Genomic DNA, 17,334 nt, shown 5'->3' with positions numbered 1-17,334 from the left:
TCTTACATTTCTCGGCAGCGGCACCTCCATGGGGGTGCCCACCCTAGGCTGCACCTGCGCGGTCTGCACCTCCACCGATCCGCGCAATAACCGCATGCGTCCCTCCGTCGCCATTCGCTTCCACGAAGCGAGTGAAAGGAATGCGGATGCGAGGGAAAGGCTGGTTCTTATCGACACCGGCCAGGAATTCCGCATCCAGGCCCTTCGCGATCACATCCTGCGTGTGGACGCCGTGCTCTACACGCATCCGCACGCCGACCACATCCTCGGCCTGGACGACCTTCGTCCGCTCACTTTTAAGAACGCCACGCCAACACCTCTCTACGCCGATGCCGATACCATCGCGACCATCCGACGCATCTTCGACTACACCTTCCGCACGGAAAACCGCTATCCCACCAGCGCCCGCGTGGAGCTTGTAGAAATCCCCACCGTGCCCGGCACAACCATCGACATCCACGGTGTTCTCTTTGAACGCGTCGCCGTGATTCACGGCCGCTCCGAGATCACCGGCTTCCGCTTCGGCTCCGCAGCCTATCTCACAGACATGAGCGACCTCTCCGAAGACAGCATCAAGCGTTTAGCGAATTTGGATATCCTCATCCTCGACGCTCTTCGCCGCGAACCGCATCCGTCCCACTCGCACCTCGACAAATCCATCGCACTCGCGCAGCGCATCGGCGCAAAGCGAACCTACTTCACGCATATCTCGCACGACCTCGACCACGGGCCAGTCAGCGCGGAGCTCCCCGCAGGCATCTACCTCGCCTACGACGGCCTCCGTCTGGAGTTTGAAATCGCATGAGCGCAAAGATTATCCGGGGCCTCGAAAACCTACCTTCGGATCTCGGCAACACTATCGTCACCATCGGCAACTTTGACGGCGTCCACTGCGGCCATCGCTGGGTCATCGACCACGTGATCAACTGTGCACGGAAGCTCTCCGCACGCGCCATCGCCGTCACGCTCGACCCGCATCCGGCCAAGCTTCTCCGTCCTGACCGCGGTCTGCGCCTCATCACACCCGGCGACCGCAAGCTCGAACTTCTCGCCGAAACCGGCCTCGATGCCGTGCTCGTCCTGCCCTTCAACACAGAACTCGCCAACACCTCGGCACGCGACTTCGCCACCAATGTCCTCCATCGCGCACTGCACGCGCAGGAGGTTCACGAAGGCGAGAACTTCCGCTTCGGCCACGACGCCGAAGCAGGCACCGACGGCCTTGCGGCTCTCGGTAAAGAGCTGGGCTTCTCCGTCCACGCCTACGCGCCGCAATCGATGCGCGGCCAGGCCATCTCCTCCAGTCGCATCCGCACCTTGATCGCCGCAGGAAATCTCCCACAGGCACGCGCTCTGCTGGGTCGCGAGTTCTCCATCGACAGCACACCCGCCAGCGGTCGCGGCTACGGCACGCAGTACGCCGTCCCCACCATCAACCTCGCGCCCTACGCCGAGCTTCTGCCCGCAAACGGCGTCTACATCACAAAGCTACAGATCGGCGAAGGCACGGAAGCCGAGAGCTTCGACGGCGTGACCAACATCGGCAACCGGCCCACCTTCGGCGCGGACTCCTTCGCCGTGGAAACCCACCTCTTCAACTTCCATCCTGTTGCTCTCACGGAGACCACACCCCTCCGCCTCACCTTCAAGCTTCGCCTCCGCAACGAGATTCGCTTCCCTTCCCCCGAAGCTCTCAAAGCGCAGATCGGCCGCGACATCGCAAAGGCGCAACGCTATCTGCACCTGCGCAAAACCTTGAAATCATCCTTTAGCTCGGTGGAATCACAACAGGCTTAGGCCCGTTTGCCGGTGCGGGCTTCGTCACCGGCGCATTGGGCGGAATCACAATCGGCTTCGCCACGGGCTTGGGTCCAGCAGGAGCAGACTCATCCGCAGGCACGCTCGTTGGAGGAGCCACGCGCTCCACGGGAGCCGCCTTCTTCGTCTCCGCGTCATCATCCGCATCGTCGTCCGCATCGGCCTTGGGCTTCGCAGGCTCGGCATTGGCGTCTGGAGCGAGTAACTGCAGAGCCTTCTTCGGCGCATTCGCCGTTGGGAAGGCCTCGTTGGGCGTCCGCGCAATCGCCACCTTCATGAAGTCGATCCACATGGGCAGTGCGGCCTTCGCGCCTGTCTCTTTTTCTCCAAGGGACTTGCGGTCGTCGTAGCCGATCCACGTTCCGCAGGTCACGCTGGGCGAGAAGCCGATGAACCACGCATCCGTGTAGTCGTTCGTCGTTCCCGTCTTGCCGCCGAGAGGATGCTTCAGGATCGCCCCCGCCTGCGCCGCCGTACCGTACTGCGGAACGGCTTCCAGAAACTTCATCATCGTGCGCGCCGTCTCCACGGAGATCACTTCCTTCACCTGCGGCGCATTCTGCTGCAGAGGGAGACCGTCGGCCTGAACGACCTTGCGAATGTAGTGCGGCTCGACGCGAATGCCGTCGTTCGGAAAGACGCTGTACGACCCCACCTGCTCCACCAGCGAGATCCCCGCCGAACCAATCGCCACCGGCAAGAACGAAGGGATATTCGAAGTCACACCGAACCGATGCGCTACTTCAATCACCTTGCGAATGCCCACCTGGTTCGCCAGCTTCAATGCAGGAATATTCCGCGACTCCGCAAAGGCATTCAGCAGCGTCATCGCGCCCTTGTAATCCGCCTCATAGTTGTGCGGCGTATAGGGGCCGTTCGGCGTGTAGAAGCTCGTCGGCCCATCCACAATGATGTCCGAAGGCTTCGCCCCCGCTTCCACCGCTGCCGTATACACATAAGGCTTGAAAGACGATCCCACCTGCCGCTCCGCCTGCGTCGCGCGGTTGAACTGAGAGAGAGCAAAGTCACGTCCACCCACCATCGCCAGCACTTCGCCGTTGGAGTTATCGACCGCCATCAGCGAAGCCTGCGCTCCCGAATCCTGCTCCAGTGCGACCTTGTCCGTATCGGCCAGTACGCGAACGTAGGCAATGTCTCCACGCGTCAAAAACTCCGCCGCGCTCTTGAACTTCGTCCACGCCCAATCCTCCGGCGCAAGCTCCACCATGTGGTTCCCAATGCGTAGCGTGACCTTCTTCGGCGTAACGTCGGTCACCAGCGCATGGACATAAGTACCTTCCGCCAGCGGTCCAGTCCAGTCCGGATGCTTGTATGTCTCCAGATCGACCCCGGCCTCGGCGATGTTTTGCAGATGCGCCTTCCAGCCATGTCTGCGCTCATACGTCGCCACGCCGCTCATCACGGCTTTGTATGCCGTCATCTGCAGGTCGAGATCCATCGTGGTGTAAATCTTTAGGCCGGCGCCGTGTACCTGCTCCGCACCGTACTGCTGCTCCAGTTGACGCCGCACCTCTTCCACAAAATACGGAGCCACCGAGTTCGCGGGCGTCTCAATATGCAGCCCCAACGGAGACTGCCGCGCCACCTCGTACTGTGCCACCGAAATCTGTTTGTCACTCAACATCTCGCTGAGCACAAGGTTCCTGCGCTTCAGCGCGCGCTGCGGATGCCGTATCGGCGAATAGCTCTCCGGCCCCTTGGGCAGAGCCGCCAATAGCGCAGCCTCCGGCAGGGTCAGATCGTGGACGTGCTTCGAGAAGTAAAACTCGCTGCCCGCCTCAAACCCATACGTCCCATGGCCGAGATAGATCTGGTTCGCGTACAGCGCAAAAATCTGGTCCTTCGTAAAATGCCGCTCGATCTGGATCGTGAGAAAGATCTCGAGGATCTTGCGCTTGTAGGTCTTCTCCGCGGAGAGAAAGAGGTTGCGCGCAAGCTGCATCGTCAGCGTGCTGGCGCCCTGCCCGCGTCCATGCGAGTGCATATCGAGGTAGGCCGCCTCCACCAGACGGATCGGGTTCACGCCTGCGTTCTTCTCGAAGCTCTTATCTTCGATGGAGAGGATCGCGTCCCTCAACATCGGGGGAAACTCACTGTACGGCACCACGACGCGGCGCTCCAGCGCAAAGCTGCCAAAGCTGCGCCCATGCACGTCCAGCAGTTGAGTTGTGGTGTTGGGGCGGTAGCGCTCCAGATCCGCCATCTGCGGCAGCTCCGTGGAGTAGATGAGCATCAGGCCCACCAGACCGCCAAAGATCGCGGAAGCCCCAAGCATGACGTAAAACGCCGAACGCCGAGCCACCTTGCGGTTGGCAAACTTCGGCACGCGGAAGCGCGCTCCACCCTGCTCTTCTAAAAGAAGGTTGCGCCCGGAATCATCTCTGTCGAAGGGACTTTGCACGAAACTTCACCTTAGCATGCAGAGCGATACAAACGCCTAAGCCGCCTTGGCCTTCAACAGCTCCAGCGCCTTCGACAACTGATCGTCGATCTTTGCGGTCGGCTTCTGCACCGTCGCAGGCTTTGCCACCACACCCGGAGTCTTGGGCGCATCGTCATCGTCGCCATCATCATCCGCAGTTGCGTCATCCGCCGCGGAAGCCACCAGGACACCAGGCGTCACGCCCTCATCCTGCAGCTTCTTTCCGCTGGGACCTTCATACTTCGCAATCGAAAGAATCAGGGCAGCGCCGTCCGGCAGTTCAAACGTCTTCTGCTGCGAAGCATCGCCAAAGGTCTTTTCACCCACCAGTTCGGAGCGCTTCGAATCCAGCAGCGCTGCCGCAACCAGCTCCGCCGGTCCAGCCGTACCGTGATTCACCAGAGTGACCATCGGCGCGGTCGCCGCCACAACCTTGCCAGCATCGGCGGTGAAGACCTGCTTCTGCACCTTCTGGCCCTCAAGCGTGGCCAGCGTGCCCGTTTTGATGAAGAAGTTCGCCAGCTTCAGCGCCTCAGCCGTATCTCCCGTCGAAACATCGCGCAGATCCAGAAGGATCTTCTTCGTGTTCGTTTTGGACATGGCCTTCAGCTTCTGTTCGATCTGCTGCACATGCTCTTTATCCAGTGACTCGGGCTTCACATACAAAATGCTCGCCTGCTCGTAAAATGTCTCCAGCGTCGCCGGCAGAACCAGATTTGCGCGCGTCAGCGTCAGACGCTTCTCCGGTCCGGCATGGCGCGGATCCACAACGCCGATGGTCAAGGTCGTTCCCGGCTCGCCCTGCAGAAGGGCCTGCACCGTCACTACGGCGAGATTCATAGTGCTCTTGTCTCCGATGGACTGAAGAATGTCGCCATCCGAAACCCCGGCCTTGTCCGCCGGGCTGTCCGTCACCACACTTACCACTGTCGCATAGCCATAACGCTTCGCTACGTTGATGCCGGTCTGGGCATGCGCACTCTTTTTGTCCGACGCAAGGGTCTCTTTGTAGGCCTTGTACTCTGCGGGATTCAAATAGCTGGAGTTTCCGTCGAGCGTCTCCGCCAGGCCGCGCAGAGCGCCGCTCGTCACCGCGCCCATATTCGGGTCTTCTACATAATCCGACTGGACATGCCGCAGCACTTCGCTATACACCTGCATCTGCCGGTACGCGCCCTCCTGCGGATCGCTCGCAGCGCTCACGTGGCTCGTATTCGCACCCACAAACGCGGTCAGCACCACACCCACAGACAGGGCAAGCAGAAAGATTCGCAACGACTTCGGCATCGGCACTTAGCTCCGGAAACAGAAAGAAACAGATAGGACAGCGCAAACCACAGGACGCACCTGCACTTTAGACGCAGCGCCCTGTGAAAATGATACTCTCTGGCTCTTAGGGGATTGCGATCCGGCGAAACGAATGTAACTTTTGAGTGGTGGCGGTGACAGGAATCGAACCTGTGACCTACGGGTTATGAGTCCGTCGCTCTAACCATCTGAGCTACACCGCCAGGTGTTGACGCGGAACGCGGCATAGCCTGCTTCCAACTTCACCATCTTATCTCAAAAGCAGACGTATTTCGCAGGAAATGGCCGCTACGCTTTGAAGGAAACAGGCCCTGGCCTATCCTGATCAAGCAAAGATCAACGCGGCTTTCGCCACCGAAGGAAATACCTTTTGCGACCCAACCGCATCCTCGCCGTCATTCCGGCCCGCCTCGAATCCACACGCCTTCCCCGCAAAGTCCTCCGCGAAATCGCCGGAAAGCCTCTCCTCGCCTGGGTTGTCGAGGCCGCTCTGCGCGTCCCGCAGCTCGACGGAGTCATCGTCGCCGTGGATTCCGCAGAAGTCGCCGACCTCTGTCAGCAGCGCGGATGGCAGTACCAGATGACCTCGCGCGAGCTGGCCAGCGGCACCGACCGCATGCACGCCGTCGCCGAAGCTCTTGAAAAGACACACCCTGCGGACATCTATGTGAACATCCAGGGAGATGAACCTACGCTGACGGAACACCACATCGAAGCCCTCCTTCGCCCCTTCGACCTCGGCGATCATGTGCAAGCCACGACCATCTGCGTGCTCTGCACGCCGGAGAACATCACCAACCCGAATGCTATAAAGGTAGTGACCGCCCCGGACGGCCGCGCGCTCTACTTCTCCCGCGCTGCCATCCCCTACGACCGCGAGAACTCCGGCGACGTCCAGTACTGGAAGCACATCGGCCTCTATGCCTACCGCGCGGCAACTCTCAAACGCTTCGCTACCCTGCCGCCCTCGACCCTGGAACAGATCGAACGCCTCGAACAGCTTCGCCTTTTGGAAAACAACATCGCCCTGTATGTGGAAACCGTAGACCACGACACCATTGGCGTCGACACCGAAGAGGACCTCCAGCGCGTAGCCACCCTGCTCGCCTGATCCGTGCCCCATTCTTTCGCGGCTTTTTGCGAAAGGGTGGGGTCGCGCAGAGCGCACAAACCTGATTTGTCAGGAAATTCAGAGAAGAAAAGCAGATCCCTTCGCTAACGCTACGGGATGACAAAAAAGGGGGACTACGGGAAGACAGAGAATCGGAAGAACGAAGACCGGGTGCCGGGTGCCCCATACATCGCGCTCTTTGCGATGTGTGGGTGATCGCGAAGCGATCCATCTACCGCACAACATCCAGGCTCACCCGCAACCGCTCCCCAACCTCTACCCGCACCGATTCCATCGACTCCACCACCCACATCGCATCGCCCAGATCTTCTAAAGCATGTGTCCCCAAAACCCCAAGGAGCTTCGCCCCGGCAGCCTTGCCAGACTGCAGCCCAGAGGGAGCATCCTCCACCACCAGGCAATCCCCTGGAGAAATCCCAAGCAGCTTCGCCCCCGCCAGATAAGGATCCGGAGCAGGCTTCCCCCGCTCCACCGAATCCGCGCTGACCAGCCGCGTAGGGATCGGCAAACCCGCTACTTCAAGACGCGCAATCACCAGCCGGTTCGTAGCAGAGGTCACAATCGCCCAACGCTCCTTCGGCAGACTCTCCAGCAGAGCGCGAACACCCGGCAGAATGATCAGGTCGTCGGTGTCGGCCATCTCGATCTCTTCGATGACGCGAAGTCCCTCATCCACGTCTTTCTCCGGAATCAGACCCTGGATGATCTCGCGCGCCCTCTGGCCGTGGGGGATTTCGAAGGTCTCCGAATCGGGAAGCCCGTACATCTTCGCCCACTTCCGCCAGCTTCGCCGCACCGATCCGATCGAACTCACCAGCACCCCGTCCATGTCGAACAGGAAGGCGCCCACCTCGACTTCGATCACGCAGACTTCCCTTCCAACACAAACTGCTCCGCCGCCTTCAGAATCTTCTCCACACTCTCGTGCGAGCATGACTCTGAATAAACGCGAAGCAAAGGCTCCGTTCCGCTCGCGCGCAACAGCAGCCAAGTCTCTGCGGCGTTCTTCTTAGACGCAGCCTCGGGGTTATCCAGAAAAAACTTGATGCCGTCCATGTTCTCCGTGCGGAGAACACGCATGCCTGCCATCTCGGTCAGACCGCTCGACGCACGCGCAATTGCGGATTTTTTCAGCGTGTCGTCGATGTGCATATCGATGCGCCCATACTGATGCTCACCAAACTCCGCCTGCAGCATCGCCACGAGCTGGCCGAGTGTCTTCTTCTCTTCCGCCATCACGTTCGCGATCATCAGCGCGTTGAAGACGCCATCGCGCTCCGGCAGATGTTTGCTGATGCCGACGCCGCCCGACTCCTCGCCGCCAATCAGGATGTCATTCGCCAGCATCAAGTCCACGACATACTTGAAGCCGATCCCGTGCTCATGGAGCTTCCGTCCGTACTTCGCCGCAATGCGATCGACCATTTTGGTCGTGTTGAAGGCGCGCGTCACTTCGCCGCCCCATCCCTTGCGCTCCAGCAGCCACCACGTCAGCAGCGCCAGGATCTGGTGCGCCGTCACGACGTTGCCATGCTCATCGACCGCGCCGATACGATCCGCATCGCCGTCCGTAATCACACCCGCGTCGCACTTGTTGGCAACGACAGCCTTCTGCGCCTCCGCAATGTGCGGCAGGATCGGTTCAGGATTAATCCCAGGAAATAACGGATTCCGCTCGCTGCGAATCTCGACGCAAGGCACACCGGCCTCGTCGAAGATGCTCTTCAACAGGCCGGATCCAGCACCGTACATGCTGTCGATCAGGAAGCGAAGACCGGACTCTTTGATCCGCTTCAGATCGGCAAACTTCTTCACCGCATCGAGATACGTAGGCAGAAAATTAACCCGCTCGATGGTTCCCGGCACAATCGCTGCTGGCAGATCTTTGCCAAGAAACGATTCAATCCCCGTCACCATCGATGCCGTAGCCGAACCGCCAAACGGCCCTTTGTACTTGAAGCCATTCCACTGCGCGGGATTGTGGCTTGACGTAATCATCACGCCACCTGCCGCGCCGCGTTCAAGCACGGCAAACGAAAGAGCTGGCGTCGCCGTTACGCGATCCGCCAGAAACACATTGATGCCCGCGGCAGACAATACCTCCGCCGTCACCTTTGCAAACGCCTCTGACGCAAACCGTGTGTCCCAGCCGATGCAGACGCCCTTCGGCGCATCACCCGCGTCCACCACGTAATTCGCAACCGCAGCCGCAGCTACGCGGACATTGGCAAACGTAAAGTCATCTGCAATGATGCCGCGCCATCCGTCCGTTCCAAACTTGACGACCTGGGCCATTAGGCGAGTCCGCCGAAGAACTTCTTCAAACGTTCGATTCCCTTGTCCACGACGTCCTCACTCACTGCATAGCTGAAACGGATATGTTCGTCTGTACCGAACGCCTCGCCCGGCACCACCACAACGTGTGCTTCGCTCAACAGCTTGGCCGCGACATCGGCAGCAGAGTGGATGCCGCCCTTGCCGAAGTAGGCGCTTACATTCGGATACACGTAGAACGCGCCTTCAGGCACCGTGCACGTGATGCCCGGAATCTCCTTCAGGCCCGCAAGAATCCTGTCGCGCAGCTTTAGATAGCCGTCCCGCATCTCGAAGACGCAATCCTGACTCTCGGTCAGCGCTGCGACGGAAGCGCGCTGCACCATGCTCGCGGTGTTCGACGTGCTCTGCGACTGCAGCTTGCTCATCGCGGCAATGATCGGCTTCGGTCCCAGCGCATAGCCCGCGCGCCAGCCGGTCATCGCGTAGGTCTTCGACAGCGACCCAAGCACGACGACGTGCTCCTTGCAGTCCAGGAACGATCCACCAGAGATCAGGTTGCCGGTGTAGTTCAGGTAGATGTAGCACTCATCCAGCAGCACATACACGCCCTTCTTATGTGCCAGCCGAACGATCGCCTCCAGGTCCCCAGGAGAGACGACCGCGCCGGAGGGGTTCGAAGGCGTATTCAACACAATCGCCTTCGTCTTTTCCGTGATCGCGCCTTCAATCATCTTCGCCGTGATGCGGAAGTTCTCCTCTTCGCGCCCGCGCACAAACACCGGCACGCCGCCCGCGTATTGGATGATGTCTTTGAAGCTGACCCAATAGGGGACCGGCAGAATCACTTCGTCACCGTGGTCCACCAGCACCTGGATCGCATTGAAGAGCGCCAGCTTGCCACCGGTGGTAAAGACGCACTCGTCCACGGCATACTGCGTTCCAAAATCTTTCGCGTGCCGCTCTACGACGGCCTTGCGGACCTCTGGGATACCGGCGACTGCGGTATAGCGCGTAAATCCGCTCTCAATGGCGTCGATGGCGGCTTTCTTGATGTGGGCCGGCGTTTGGAAGTGTGGCTCGCCCGCGCCAAAGTCCGCCAGATCCATACCCTGCGCCTTCAAACGCAACGCCTCAGCCGTGATCGCCATGGTCGCGGATACTTCGATTCTTCCGATCCGCTCCGTTAACATCGTTTTCGCTTCCGCAACAGTGCTCATGTCCTACAGTCTTTCAGATTTCCCCCACCCCTGAAAAGCCGAACCTTCCAGAACCGTCACCGTGGCTCCCATCGTGCCCCATTCTTTCGCCAGCTTTATCGGCGAAGGGTGGGGTGCGCGCAGAGCGCACAAACCGGATCTGTCCGGGGGAAAGCAGATCCCTACGCTTTCGCTACGGGATGACAAAAAGAGCGGGAACCCCGAAATCCGGGTGCCCCATGTCCCGCCTGGGACATGGGTTATGCGTAAAGCGCATCCTTCCCGAAAACAAAACCAAAGTCACCGACCCACCACCCGCATCCGCACTGCCCCCTCAGGCCGCAGCGTAATCTTCGCCTGAACCTCAGGCTCACGTGTCCCCAGAAACTCAAAGCGCCATCGCTGCGCCACCGTCGCAATGGAAAAAACGCCCTCCATCCACGCAAACCCCTCGCCGATACACTGCCTTCCCCCGCCACCAAACGGGAAATAGGCAAACTTCGGACGCCCTGCCTTGTTTTCGGCGGAAAACCGCTCAGGATCGAACTTCAGCGGCTCCGGATACCATCGTGGATCGCGATGCATCATGTACTGGCTGAAGAACACATGCGCGCCCTCGGGAATCTCATACGGCCCCACGCGCACAGGCCGCGTGGCCATCCTCCCCATCGCCCAGGCCGGGGGATAGAGACGCATCGACTCGGCAAAGACCATCTCCGTGTACTTCAAGGCAGCATAGTCCGCCAACACGGGCAGTCGCCCTCCCAGAACTTCATCCAGTTCGGCGTGCAGGCGCGCCTCGACCTCGGGGTTCTGACTCAGCAGATACCAAGTCCACGTCAGAGCATTCGCTACGGTCTCGTATCCAGCCAGAAAGATCGTCAGAACTTCGTCGCGCACCTGTTCATCCGAAAGACCAGAGTGGTCGCCTTCCTCGTCTCGCGACGAAAGCAGCATCGAGAGCAGGTCGCCCTTATCCTCTTCTCCTCGCAGCGACGCTTCGCGATGCTCTCGAATCAGTCGCCCCACCACCGCATCCAACCGCGCCTTCGATCGCCGAAACTTGATCACTCCCGGAATCGGGAAATTGACGAACTTCTCCAACTGCGGAAACGCCACGATAAAGTTGTAGAGACCCATGATTGTGTTCACTTCATCGTTGATCGAGCGGATCTCCGTCGTCACCTCAGTGTCGAAAAGCGTCCTTGCCACGATCTCCAGCGACAATTCCATCGACGCCGCACCGATATCCAGCACCTGCCCTTCATGCCACCGATCCCGTTGACTCGCAGCGATGGCAACGATCTGATCTCCATAAGCCGCGATCCGTTGCCGATGAAACGCCGGCGCTGCAATGCGCCGTGAGCGGATGTGAATCGGATCGTCCGAGGTAATCAGACCTTCGCCCAGCAGAACTTTCATCCGCTTGACGGTGCGCTCTTTTACAAACGCAGAAGCCTGGTTGATCAGCACTTCGCGGATATACTCCGGATCGTTCAGGTAGACAATGGGCGTTCCCAGAAAGCGGTACTGCGCCACGTTTCCAAACGTCTGTTGCAAGTGCTCGAAGAGCAGAATCGGATGTCCCAGCTTCACCCACGGCTTGAAGAGATAAAAAAAAAGCCCCCGCTTCAATCCTGGAAATGCCACAGCCTCATCGGTGGAAACCGTTACGTCGGGAATCGGAGGCGGAGTTGTCATGGGGGCTCTTCAAGACTATTCCTAAGGAGCCTTGAGGAAAGCTAAAACCCCGGGTGCCCCGTACATCGCGCTTTTGCGATGTGCGGGTGGGATGCTAACGCCCCGTTGAATCCGGGATGAGGAAATATTCAGGAGCGGTTCGGTTATTCAAAACTCGGTCCTAATCGTCCCCCGGACTTCCTTCTACGAGATCCACCCCAGTCCCCTCAGGCGCCACCGCGCCACGCTTATGTTTCAACCGTTCCAGCACCAACGGCGGAATCAACTCCGCCACATCGCCGCCAAGCCGATAAACACCCTTGATCAACCGTGAAGACACATACGTGTACTTCTCCGCGGGCATCATGAAGATCGTTTCCAGCTCCGGCGCGAGCTTGCGATTCATCATCGCCATCTGGAACTCGTACTCGTAATCCGAAATGGCGCGAATGCCGCGCAGCAAAGCCCGAGCGCCCTCCTGCTTCGCGAAGTCCACCAGCAGACCATCGAACGTCGCCACGGAGACATTCCCGAAAGGCTTCACACACTCGGTCAGCATCGCCGCGCGTTCCGCCGTCGTAAACAGCGGCTCGGCCTTGCTCGAGTTCCGCAGGATCGCCACCACAAGGTGATCCACAATCTTGGCACCGCGCTCAATCAGGTCCAAGTGCCCATTCGTCGGTGGATCAAACGTCCCGGGATAAATCGCTTTTACAGTTTTCATGCGTACCAGCAGGATAAGCCGCCTCTACCTCTCAAGCCAACCAAACCATCCCGTAACGGAACTTCGTTGCGCCGCAAAAAACTTTTGTCATCGCAGCAACCACTAATCCACCCACTGCTCCGGCATTCCACCGGAACCCGGCCCCTCCTGCTTCGGCATCGCGTCGGGATCCACCCAGAACGTAATCTCCCCCGTAAATCCCTTCGTCATCGAAGAAGAATCGATCTGCTGCAAACGCAGCATCACATTCGCAAGATCGTCATGAAAGACGTGATCGTCCTCAAGCCGCGTCCGTTCTTTTTTGTGCTGCGCGTAAGGCTCCAATTTTGCCACGGCATCGCTCAGGTCATCCGGAAACGCGATCTGTCCGATGTGGCAGACATGCCCGCCTGCGTACTTCTTCTCTCCGGCCTTCCCTCCCATATGTACCTCCAGGTGAACATGGATATCGCGCGAAACATACCAGCCGGGATAGATCGTCAGGAACTCCGCCGATCCGTCCTTCCCGGTGATCTGCACGCCGCGTAGAAACGTCTCCTGATCCGTCTGCTTCATACCCGGAGGCCCATAATGCGGGCCGCCCGCTGCACCCTTTGGAGGAGGCGGTGGCAGCATCCCACCGGGGCCACCCATCGAGTCCGGGTTGTTCTTCGTATAGCCGGAATAGATCCCCATGGCATCGCAGTGCCACACATCCACCGCCGCATCTTTCAAGGGCAGGCAGGTCTTTGAGTTCATCAACACAATCTTCAAATGTAGCGGCACGCCCGCGCGATCTTCGCGAATGTCTTTGCGCATCAACTCATAGTTGACGTAATAAGGCCCGACCTCCAGCTCCGGAGACAATGTGCAGGCGGCCTTCTCCTGAGCGAACAACGATGTTCCCCGCATCCATCCCCACCCCGCGCCCGCGGCTCCCACAGCGAGCATCCGCCTGCGACTCCAGATCTTTCCGACCATCATCCTGTCCTGCCTTTCTTTCATCTCCATAGACGAGCTTTTCTCACGAGCGGAAACATACGTTGCTTCACCCGGTCAAAACAGTGCATTCTGAAAATTTCGGCGGAAAGACGTAGGCTTCTTCCTGAAAGGAGCGTCTGTTCACTATGAAGACAACATGCTCGATCAGGCCATTCAACCCGCTCTCGCAACAGACATGACGCCGTCCAGCGATCACACGGTCGTGTCTCCCTTCGAGGACATCGCCAATGTTCACGCGTTGTATGAACAGCGCATCTTCCGCTTCCTCCTGCTCTCTCTGCGGGACCGCGATCTGGCCCACACGATCACGCAGGACACGTTCCTGAAGGCATGGAAAGCCCGCGACTCCTTCCGTGGAGAGTGCTCCATCGCGACCTGGCTCACGCGGATCGCCATCAACCTTCTCCGCGATCACACACGAACGGAGACCTTCCGTTTCTGGAAACGCGTCGCGGTGGAAGCCGTCAGCGCGGACGATCTCGCAACGCAACTGCGGCATCCCGCGCAGTCCACAGAGAATGTCATGATCGCGAAGGAACGCCTCGCCGAAGTCTGGTCGAACGTTCAGCTACTCTCCGCGCGGCAACGCACCATTTTCCTTCTGCGCTACGTGGACGAGCTCGAACTTTCGGAGATCGCCACCGCCACGGACCTTCCGCTCGCCACCGTCAAGAGCCACCTCTACCGCGCGCTCGACTCCCTCCGCACAAACAACCTGCCCGCTTCTCGAAAGCGAGGAAAAAAATGAACCCTCTCAACAGCCAGCATCTCTCCAGCGAAGACTTCGACATCGCCCTCTTCGGCGTCCCCAGCGCCTCCGCGACCGCGCATCTTGCGACCTGTGCCGCATGCTCCGGCGAACTCTCCAGCCTGCGCACGGGCTTTGGTGATCTTCGCCTCGCCACCACGGCGCTGGCCACGGAAAACCTTCGCGATCTCGATCGGATCGGAGGACCGCGCACTCTGCGCCTGCCGCGCGCACGCCGTACTTTGTTCACCATGCCTCGTATTGCGATGGCCACTGCCGCTTTTGCCTTCGCCATCGGCGCACCCGTCGCTCTGCATCATCGCAACGTGGCCCCGGTAGCCGTGACGCCGACGCAGGCGACACCCCAGATCTCGGACGAAGCCCTGCTCAGCACGATCCAGAGTGATCTGAATACTTCGGTCCCGGTCCCGCTCCTCCCGCTCACCTCCACGACCTCTACAACAGAAAACCAAAAGGAAGACTAACCATGAGCCCCAAGCTTCTCCTTGCAGCCTCTTTGCTCTTGTCTGTTCCTGCCTTTTCGCAGGACGCAACACCTCCTCCACCCTCCGACGGCGCACAGACCCTCCCCGGTGGAGCGCCGAACGGCAAAGGTCCCCACGGTCCCGGCGCCATGACCATGCGTGGCGATAAACGCGGTCCCGGCGGCATGGAGCATGGCATGGAAGGCGGCATGCGTGGTCGCGACGGCATTCTTCCCCTCGGCATCTGGTGGAAGAACCCTGAGCTCACCGCCCGCATCGGTCTCTCCCCGGACCAGCAGAAGCGCATCGAAGATACCTTTATGCAGAGCCGCATCCAGCTCATCCATCTGCATGCCTCGATTGAAGAAGAGCAGCTCAAACTCGAGCCTCTCCTCAGCACCAACCCCATCGATCAGGGCAAAGCGCTGGCACAGATCAACAAGGTGGCAGACCTACGCGCCGATATGGAAAAGGCGAATGCCAAGATGCTCCTCAGCATCCGTGGCGTCCTCACCGCCGACCAGTGGACCAAACTGCAGGCCGAGCATCATATGCGCGGCGGCATGGGTGTACGCGGCTTCAAAGGCGGACCGAACGGTGGCCAGGGTGGTCCCGGCGGACCCCGTGGAGAAAATGGCCCCGGCCCTCGCGGAGAGTCGCCAGTATCCTCTCCTGCGCTCTAACGAATAAAGACTCACCCACAAGAGAGGCCCGGGATAACTCCCGGGCCTCTCTGTTTTCTTGAAATAGGAATGTTTAAAACTTCTGGAAGTTCACCTCAACGTTGAGCGCAACGGCTACCGGCTTCCCCGAACGTCGTGCTGGAGAAAAACGCCACTGCTGGACAGCCTTGATGGCATTCGCATCAAAATCAGGGTTCAACGATTTGGCAACGTGAACATCCGTTGGCATGCCCTTCGCGTCCACGACCAAACTGATGAAACACATTCCGCTTCGCAACTTTCCGTTGCCCTCTTGAGCAGCTTTCGGATATTCGGGATCGGCCTGGAAGCGAAGCACAGGTGCGCTGACGCCATTGCCGACTTGATAGACGGGCCCATGCATAGGAACTCTCTGCAAAGCTGATTCTGGCTCGACCGCAATCGCCCTCGTCGCGCCAGCGGCGGCGACCGAAGCCAGGAATAGCACAGCGGAAAGAACAAGACCATACTGCACGGAAGGGTTTAGTTTCGGCGTTTTGATACGCATGACCATGACTCGCTTCTCCAGAATGTTGGCGTCGAAGATACCGACGGCGTGTGAGACAGGGACTCGCGCATGCTCGTAAACCATGGACGCGAGCCGTAGCAGGGATTGGGTATAGCTGTGAGAATCGATGGCCCTATCCACGGCCATGCCATCGCACACCATCTCTCGCGTTTGCGCAATCTGCGACTTCAACATCCAGACGACGGGATGAAAAAACAGCACAAGACTGACCACTTCGTAAAACAGGTTCTTGGCAAAATCATGACGCTCCATGTGGGCGCATTCATGAGCGAACGCTGAGAGCAGATCCTGCGCAGTACAGCCCTCCATGAACCTTGGCGGCACAAGCAACACAGGCTTTCGAAATCCGAGTGTAACCGGGCCTGATACCTTCTCCGAGATCTGGAGTTGAACCGAGGGCAAAGCATAGGCAAGCTTGCATTGGCGCCAGATCTCCTCCTGCTCAGCAGTGAGGAGCGCAGGAGACGTCTCTCGGAGAAGCGCCAGCGTATTGCGCGAGGTCCAGCCCAAACGAAGGGCGAAGTAGAGCAGCACACCGAGGTAAAGGAGAACAAAACACGACGCGGTGAGATCTGGCAGCTCCAGTCCCCTCTGAAAGCTTTCAACATGGATGGGAGCCGCTACGAAAGTAACCGAAGTGCGTGTAACCATGCTGTGCGGCATGAAGATCAGGGCAAAGAGCCAACGCAGAAAAGGAAGCGCAGGAGCCACGACCGCAAGCAGCAGCGTCACAACCCAATGGATATGTGCCGACCTGGGACCAAGCTTCCTCAGGAGAAAGTTGACCAGCCACCCCGCACCTGCGATCACTGACACTTCCCAAACGGAGTTGGCAATGTAAGACAGGATGAATCCGAGTACCTTACTCATTCTTCCCTCCTTTGGCCTCTGCCCTGTCCAGGTTCGCGACTTTACGGCTCAGGTCGGCAATCCGTTCCGGATCGACCTGTCGACTCTTGATCAAACTCATCACAAGTTCCTCGGAAGATCCGCCGAAGAGGCGTTCCACAAAATCCTTTACCGCCTGGCCAAGAACGATCTCCCGCGAAGCCACCGTGCTATACACATAAGCGCGGCCGCTCAGCGAGCGCTCCACCCTACCCTTCCGGTGCAGGACATTCAGCATGGTTTGAACCGTGTTGTAAGCCAACTCGTTCTCTGGAGCCAAGCTCGTCTGCACATGCTGAACATGGCTCGGGCCGTCCCGCCAAAGCACCTGCATGATCTGCATCTCCAAAGGTGTAAGGGAGGTGGAACCTTTTTTCCGACCGACCATAGCGCGTCTCCTAAACAAATAGGAGATTAGGATCTG

General features: G+C 59.2%; 16 protein-coding genes and 1 tRNA gene. 6 read left to right on the top strand and 11 right to left on the bottom strand.

The window, feature by feature from the left end; translation table 11 throughout:
- Positions 1 to 28: 28 nt before the first annotated feature.
- Positions 29 to 805 (top strand): MBL fold metallo-hydrolase, encoded by a 777-nt coding sequence (locus tag ACIPR4_RS03525; RefSeq protein WP_245536441.1) that lies wholly within the window; start codon positions 29 to 31, stop codon positions 803 to 805.
- Positions 802 to 1,797 (top strand): riboflavin biosynthesis protein RibF, encoded by a 996-nt coding sequence (ribF, locus tag ACIPR4_RS03520; protein ID WP_013567272.1) that lies wholly within the window; start codon positions 802 to 804, stop codon positions 1,795 to 1,797. The genes ACIPR4_RS03525 and ribF overlap by 4 nt, the downstream gene beginning before the upstream one ends.
- Here the strand turns inward: ribF and ACIPR4_RS03515 are convergent.
- The 3 genes from ACIPR4_RS03515 to ACIPR4_RS03505 form a co-directional block, all read right to left on the bottom strand.
- Positions 1,769 to 4,240: a penicillin-binding protein 1A gene (locus tag ACIPR4_RS03515; RefSeq protein ID WP_013567271.1), complete on the bottom strand. Its 2,472-nt coding sequence runs from the start codon at positions 4,238 to 4,240 to the stop codon at positions 1,769 to 1,771. The two genes, ribF and ACIPR4_RS03515, sit on opposite strands and share 29 nt — an antisense overlap.
- Before the next feature lie 36 nt (positions 4,241 to 4,276).
- On the bottom strand, positions 4,277 to 5,548 hold the full coding sequence (locus tag ACIPR4_RS03510; RefSeq protein WP_013567270.1) for a S41 family peptidase: 1,272 nt from the start codon (positions 5,546 to 5,548) through the stop codon (positions 4,277 to 4,279).
- Positions 5,549 to 5,695: 147 nt separating this feature from the next.
- Positions 5,696 to 5,772, bottom strand: a tRNA-Met gene (locus ACIPR4_RS03505).
- Between the two features lie 167 nt (positions 5,773 to 5,939).
- Here ACIPR4_RS03505 and kdsB point away from each other — a divergent pair.
- Positions 5,940 to 6,680, top strand: coding sequence for a 3-deoxy-manno-octulosonate cytidylyltransferase (kdsB, locus tag ACIPR4_RS03500; protein ID WP_013567269.1), 741 nt, complete (start codon positions 5,940 to 5,942; stop codon positions 6,678 to 6,680).
- 232 nt (positions 6,681 to 6,912) lie between these two features.
- Here kdsB and ACIPR4_RS03495 read toward each other — a convergent pair whose 3' ends face one another.
- The 6 genes from ACIPR4_RS03495 to ACIPR4_RS03470 all read right to left on the bottom strand — a co-directional run bounded on the left by ACIPR4_RS03495 (position 6,913) and on the right by ACIPR4_RS03470 (position 13,568).
- Positions 6,913 to 7,566 (bottom strand): HAD-IA family hydrolase, encoded by a 654-nt coding sequence (locus ACIPR4_RS03495; protein ID WP_013567268.1) that lies wholly within the window; start codon positions 7,564 to 7,566, stop codon positions 6,913 to 6,915.
- Positions 7,563 to 8,996, bottom strand: a complete 1,434-nt coding sequence (locus tag ACIPR4_RS03490; protein ID WP_013567267.1) for a phosphoglucomutase/phosphomannomutase family protein — start codon at positions 8,994 to 8,996, stop codon at positions 7,563 to 7,565. The genes ACIPR4_RS03495 and ACIPR4_RS03490 overlap by 4 nt, the downstream gene beginning before the upstream one ends.
- Positions 8,996 to 10,195: a pyridoxal phosphate-dependent aminotransferase gene (locus ACIPR4_RS03485; RefSeq protein WP_041585902.1), complete on the bottom strand. Its 1,200-nt coding sequence runs from the start codon at positions 10,193 to 10,195 to the stop codon at positions 8,996 to 8,998. Before ACIPR4_RS03485 ends, ACIPR4_RS03490 begins: the two co-directional genes overlap by 1 nt.
- A gap of 279 nt (positions 10,196 to 10,474) precedes the next feature.
- Positions 10,475 to 11,875, bottom strand: coding sequence for a cytochrome P450 (locus tag ACIPR4_RS03480; protein WP_013567265.1), 1,401 nt, complete (start codon positions 11,873 to 11,875; stop codon positions 10,475 to 10,477).
- Between the two features lie 160 nt (positions 11,876 to 12,035).
- The gene (gene coaD / locus ACIPR4_RS03475; protein ID WP_013567264.1) at positions 12,036 to 12,578 is read right to left on the bottom strand and encodes a pantetheine-phosphate adenylyltransferase; all 543 of its coding nucleotides are present in this window, start codon (positions 12,576 to 12,578) and stop codon (positions 12,036 to 12,038) included.
- A gap of 102 nt (positions 12,579 to 12,680) precedes the next feature.
- Entirely contained in the window at positions 12,681 to 13,568 is an 888-nt protein-coding gene (locus tag ACIPR4_RS03470; RefSeq protein WP_049780765.1) for an intradiol ring-cleavage dioxygenase, read from the bottom strand.
- A gap of 127 nt (positions 13,569 to 13,695) precedes the next feature.
- On the opposite strand from ACIPR4_RS03470, the gene ACIPR4_RS03465 reads away from it, so the two are divergent.
- The 3 genes from ACIPR4_RS03465 to ACIPR4_RS03455 are packed head-to-tail and all read left to right on the top strand — an operon-like array spanning position 13,696 to position 15,475.
- Complete coding sequence (locus ACIPR4_RS03465) at positions 13,696 to 14,307, top strand: RNA polymerase sigma factor (protein ID WP_013567262.1); 612 nt, start codon at positions 13,696 to 13,698, stop codon at positions 14,305 to 14,307.
- Positions 14,304 to 14,792: a hypothetical protein gene (locus ACIPR4_RS03460; protein WP_013567261.1), complete on the top strand. Its 489-nt coding sequence runs from the start codon at positions 14,304 to 14,306 to the stop codon at positions 14,790 to 14,792. The genes ACIPR4_RS03465 and ACIPR4_RS03460 overlap by 4 nt, the downstream gene beginning before the upstream one ends.
- 2 nt (positions 14,793 to 14,794) lie before the next feature.
- A complete protein-coding gene (locus ACIPR4_RS03455; protein ID WP_013567260.1) occupies positions 14,795 to 15,475 on the top strand; it encodes a Spy/CpxP family protein refolding chaperone in 681 nt (226 codons plus the stop codon).
- 73 nt (positions 15,476 to 15,548) lie between these two features.
- Here the strand turns inward: ACIPR4_RS03455 and ACIPR4_RS03450 are convergent, their stop codons facing one another.
- Complete coding sequence (locus tag ACIPR4_RS03450) at positions 15,549 to 16,892, bottom strand: TonB family protein (RefSeq protein ID WP_013567259.1); 1,344 nt, start codon at positions 16,890 to 16,892, stop codon at positions 15,549 to 15,551.
- Positions 16,885 to 17,298: a BlaI/MecI/CopY family transcriptional regulator gene (locus tag ACIPR4_RS03445; RefSeq protein WP_013567258.1), complete on the bottom strand. Its 414-nt coding sequence runs from the start codon at positions 17,296 to 17,298 to the stop codon at positions 16,885 to 16,887. Before ACIPR4_RS03445 ends, ACIPR4_RS03450 begins: the two co-directional genes overlap by 8 nt.
- Positions 17,299 to 17,334 lie beyond the last annotated feature (36 nt).

Origin of the sequence: Terriglobus saanensis SP1PR4 (assembly GCF_000179915.2) — a bacterium.
In the GTDB taxonomy this organism is placed as follows: domain Bacteria; phylum Acidobacteriota; class Terriglobia; order Terriglobales; family Acidobacteriaceae; genus Terriglobus; species Terriglobus saanensis.
Note: the sequence above shows the minus strand (reverse complement) of the source record. Positions and strands in the feature narration are given on the sequence as shown.

Excerpts from the sequence above, each read along its gene's own strand:
- ACIPR4_RS03510 (WP_013567270.1), bottom strand. The coding sequence starts at position 5,548 with ATGCCGAAGTCGTTGCGAATCTTTCTGCTTGCCCTGTCTGTGGGTGTG.
- ribF (WP_013567272.1), top strand. The coding sequence starts at position 802 with ATGAGCGCAAAGATTATCCGGGGCCTCGAAAACCTACCTTCGGATCTC.
- ACIPR4_RS03490 (WP_013567267.1), bottom strand. The coding sequence starts at position 8,996 with ATGGCCCAGGTCGTCAAGTTTGGAACGGACGGATGGCGCGGCATCATT.
- coaD (WP_013567264.1), bottom strand. The coding sequence starts at position 12,578 with ATGAAAACTGTAAAAGCGATTTATCCCGGGACGTTTGATCCACCGACG.
- ACIPR4_RS03455 (WP_013567260.1), top strand. The coding sequence starts at position 14,795 with ATGAGCCCCAAGCTTCTCCTTGCAGCCTCTTTGCTCTTGTCTGTTCCT.
- ACIPR4_RS03470 (WP_049780765.1), bottom strand. The coding sequence starts at position 13,568 with ATGGAGATGAAAGAAAGGCAGGACAGGATGATGGTCGGAAAGATCTGG.
- ACIPR4_RS03460 (WP_013567261.1), top strand. The coding sequence starts at position 14,304 with ATGAACCCTCTCAACAGCCAGCATCTCTCCAGCGAAGACTTCGACATC.
- ACIPR4_RS03465 (WP_013567262.1), top strand. The coding sequence starts at position 13,696 with ATGCTCGATCAGGCCATTCAACCCGCTCTCGCAACAGACATGACGCCG.
- ACIPR4_RS03525 (WP_245536441.1), top strand. The coding sequence starts at position 29 with ATGGGGGTGCCCACCCTAGGCTGCACCTGCGCGGTCTGCACCTCCACC.
- ACIPR4_RS03445 (WP_013567258.1), bottom strand. The coding sequence starts at position 17,298 with ATGGTCGGTCGGAAAAAAGGTTCCACCTCCCTTACACCTTTGGAGATG.
- ACIPR4_RS03485 (WP_041585902.1), bottom strand. The coding sequence starts at position 10,195 with ATGAGCACTGTTGCGGAAGCGAAAACGATGTTAACGGAGCGGATCGGA.
- ACIPR4_RS03450 (WP_013567259.1), bottom strand. The coding sequence starts at position 16,892 with ATGAGTAAGGTACTCGGATTCATCCTGTCTTACATTGCCAACTCCGTT.
- ACIPR4_RS03480 (WP_013567265.1), bottom strand. The coding sequence starts at position 11,875 with ATGACAACTCCGCCTCCGATTCCCGACGTAACGGTTTCCACCGATGAG.